This window comes from Enterococcus avium ATCC 14025, assembly GCF_000406965.1.
In the GTDB taxonomy this organism is placed as follows: Bacteria; Bacillota; Bacilli; order Lactobacillales; family Enterococcaceae; genus Enterococcus_A; species Enterococcus_A avium.
Genome location: NZ_KE136358.1, coordinates 102,501 through 104,682, shown reverse-complemented (window position 1 = coordinate 104,682; position 2,182 = coordinate 102,501). Strand labels below are relative to the sequence as shown.

General features: G+C 50.2%; 2 rRNA genes (1 of these 2 running past the window's edge). Both read left to right on the top strand.

From position 1 onward, the window contains the following. Window positions 1-23 precede the first annotated feature (23 nt). Window positions 24-1,582, top strand: a 16S ribosomal RNA gene (locus OMU_RS06770). 240 nt (window positions 1,583-1,822) lie between these two features. Then, window positions 1,823-2,182 (top strand): 23S ribosomal RNA (locus OMU_RS06765) (it continues 2,552 nt past the right edge of the window). The 16S and 23S rRNA genes sit together here, the layout of an rRNA operon.

The window sequence follows — 2,182 nt, the reverse complement described above, 5'->3', positions numbered from 1 at the left end:
GTCGGAAGACTGTTTCAAACACTTTTTATGAGAGTTTGATCCTGGCTCAGGACGAACGCTGGCGGCGTGCCTAATACATGCAAGTCGAACGCTTTTTCTTTCACCGGAGCTTGCTCCACCGAAAGAAAAGGAGTGGCGAACGGGTGAGTAACACGTGGGTAACCTGCCCATCAGAAGGGGATAACACTTGGAAACAGGTGCTAATACCGTATAACAATCGAAACCGCATGGTTTCGGTTTGAAAGGCGCTTTTGCGTCACTGATGGATGGACCCGCGGTGCATTAGCTAGTTGGTGAGGTAACGGCTCACCAAGGCAACGATGCATAGCCGACCTGAGAGGGTGATCGGCCACATTGGGACTGAGACACGGCCCAAACTCCTACGGGAGGCAGCAGTAGGGAATCTTCGGCAATGGACGCAAGTCTGACCGAGCAACGCCGCGTGAGTGAAGAAGGTTTTCGGATCGTAAAACTCTGTTGTTAGAGAAGAACAAGGATGAGAGTAGAATGTTCATCCCTTGACGGTATCTAACCAGAAAGCCACGGCTAACTACGTGCCAGCAGCCGCGGTAATACGTAGGTGGCAAGCGTTGTCCGGATTTATTGGGCGTAAAGCGAGCGCAGGCGGTTTCTTAAGTCTGATGTGAAAGCCCCCGGCTCAACCGGGGAGGGTCATTGGAAACTGGGAAACTTGAGTGCAGAAGAGGAGAGTGGAATTCCATGTGTAGCGGTGAAATGCGTAGATATATGGAGGAACACCAGTGGCGAAGGCGGCTCTCTGGTCTGTAACTGACGCTGAGGCTCGAAAGCGTGGGGAGCAAACAGGATTAGATACCCTGGTAGTCCACGCCGTAAACGATGAGTGCTAAGTGTTGGAGGGTTTCCGCCCTTCAGTGCTGCAGCTAACGCATTAAGCACTCCGCCTGGGGAGTACGACCGCAAGGTTGAAACTCAAAGGAATTGACGGGGGCCCGCACAAGCGGTGGAGCATGTGGTTTAATTCGAAGCAACGCGAAGAACCTTACCAGGTCTTGACATCCTTTGACCACTCTAGAGATAGAGCTTCCCCTTCGGGGGCAAAGTGACAGGTGGTGCATGGTTGTCGTCAGCTCGTGTCGTGAGATGTTGGGTTAAGTCCCGCAACGAGCGCAACCCTTATTGTTAGTTGCCATCATTTAGTTGGGCACTCTAGCGAGACTGCCGGTGACAAACCGGAGGAAGGTGGGGATGACGTCAAATCATCATGCCCCTTATGACCTGGGCTACACACGTGCTACAATGGGAAGTACAACGAGTCGCGAAGTCGCGAGGCTAAGCTAATCTTTTAAAGCTTCTCTCAGTTCGGATTGTAGGCTGCAACTCGCCTACATGAAGCCGGAATCGCTAGTAATCGCGGATCAGCACGCCGCGGTGAATACGTTCCCGGGCCTTGTACACACCGCCCGTCACACCACGAGAGTTTGTAACACCCGAAGTCGGTGAGGTAACCTTTTGGAGCCAGCCGCCTAAGGTGGGATAGATGATTGGGGTGAAGTCGTAACAAGGTAGCCGTATCGGAAGGTGCGGCTGGATCACCTCCTTTCTAAGGAAATAGTTCATCGAAGATGAACGTTACGGAAACTACACAGGATTGCTTTTATTCGTTCAGTTTTGAGAGGTCTACTCTCAAATCGTTCATTGAAAACTGGATACAGAAACAATTTTAAACAAACCGAGAACACCGCGTTGAATGAGTTTTTTAATAAGTTCAATTGCTTATTTATTACTAAGGAACATGATCGCTCATGGGAATTAGTAAGACCCTTGACGAAAGTCAAGATAAGGTTAAGTGAATAAGGGCGCACGGTGGATGCCTTGGCACTAGGAGCCGATGAAGGACGGGACTAACACCGATATGCTTCGGGGAGCTGTAAGTAAGCTTTGATCCGGAGATTTCCGAATGGGGAAACCCAGCATCTTTTATAGGATGTTACTTTTCAGTGAATACATAGCTGATTAGAGGTAGACGCAGAGAACTGAAACATCTAAGTACCTGCAGGAAGAGAAAGAAAAATCGATTCCCTGAGTAGCGGCGAGCGAAACGGGAAAAGCCCAAACCAAGAGGCTTGCCTCTTGGGGTTGTAGGACTCCGATATGGTAGTCCAGTGAGATAGTCGAGGGACCTGGAAAGGTCTGCTAGAAA